This window comes from Blautia sp. BCRC 81119 (assembly GCF_003184505.1).
Taxonomy (GTDB): domain Bacteria; phylum Bacillota; class Clostridia; order Lachnospirales; family Lachnospiraceae; genus Blautia_A; species Blautia_A fusiformis.
Genome location: NZ_QJHD01000064.1, coordinates 1 through 980, shown reverse-complemented (window position 1 = coordinate 980; position 980 = coordinate 1). Strand labels below are relative to the sequence as shown.

The 980-nt window shown below is 44.8% G+C and carries 2 protein-coding genes; both read left to right on the top strand.

Annotated elements, in window-relative coordinates:
- Positions 1 to 114 precede the first annotated feature (114 nt).
- Complete coding sequence (tnpA, locus tag DMI82_RS19505; protein WP_005422927.1) at positions 115 to 513, top strand: IS66 family insertion sequence element accessory protein TnpA; 399 nt, start codon at positions 115 to 117, stop codon at positions 511 to 513.
- A 14-nt stretch (positions 514 to 527) separates the two neighbouring features.
- Positions 528 to 878 (top strand): IS66 family insertion sequence element accessory protein TnpB, encoded by a 351-nt coding sequence (tnpB, locus tag DMI82_RS19500; RefSeq protein ID WP_158526524.1) that lies wholly within the window; start codon positions 528 to 530, stop codon positions 876 to 878.
- Positions 879 to 980: the final 102 nt, after the last annotated feature.

The window sequence follows — 980 nt, the reverse complement described above, 5'->3', positions numbered from 1 at the left end:
GTAAGCGTCCAATAAGAGGGTGTATCGAAATTTCTGGCTGTTGCATGTAAACTATTGATTAGAGTTTTGGGAGTTGACTCTAAAAACTCTAAATCTAATCTAAGGAGCAGGCTTATGGATCTTTCTTCTTTGACTCCAGACAAACAGGTGAAACTTCAATACTGGCTAGATGTAATACGGCAATGCAGGGCCTCCGGACTGACAAATCAGATCTGGTGTGAACAACACGATATCTCTTTGAAAAGTTATTATTACTGGCTTTCCAAAATTCGAAAGCTTGCCCTGGAAGAACTGCCCCGCAAGAAAAACGGCATCCACATGTGTACAGACCAACAGTCAACTGCTTTAACGGAATCCCCGGCTGAGTTTGCGGAGCTTTCACTTCCGGACAGAAACATTTCCCGTTCCACTCCTGCAGCCATACTTCATATCGGATCCATAACAGTGGAACTTTATGAAGGCACATCTGCCCAGATGCTGGAAAACATTCTGAAAGCCGTGCAGTCATGTTAGGAGATCTTTCCCATGTGGAGAAAATCTATATCCGATGCGGCTACACCGATATGAGGAAGCAGCTCAATGGCTTGCTGGATATCATCCAGTACAACTTCAAACTGGATCCTTACAGCAATTCCTTATTCCTGTTCTGTGGAAAGAGGGCTGACCGGATCAAAGCAGTCCATTACGAGGGAGACGGTTTCTGCCTTTTATACAAACGGTACGAAAACGGACGTCTCCAATGGCCGCGGACCGGCGAAGAAGCAAAACAGATTTCTGATCAGCAGCTGCGCTGGCTTCTGGAAGGTTTGAACCCGGAGCAGCCAAAGGCGGTTCAGAAATGGCTCCCGCATAAGTCTGAAAATACTGAAAATCCTTAGAAATGCTGGGAAATCTGACGATTCTATGGTATAATAATCCTATCGAAACGAAAGGGTTTTCAGGTTATGTCAGCTACGGAACAGGAGTATAAAAATCATATC

What these genes read in the sequence shown, in the direction of transcription:
- tnpA (WP_005422927.1), top strand. Translation starts at nt 115, where the DNA reads ATGGATCTTTCTTCTTTGACTCCAGACAAACAGGTGAAACTTCAATAC.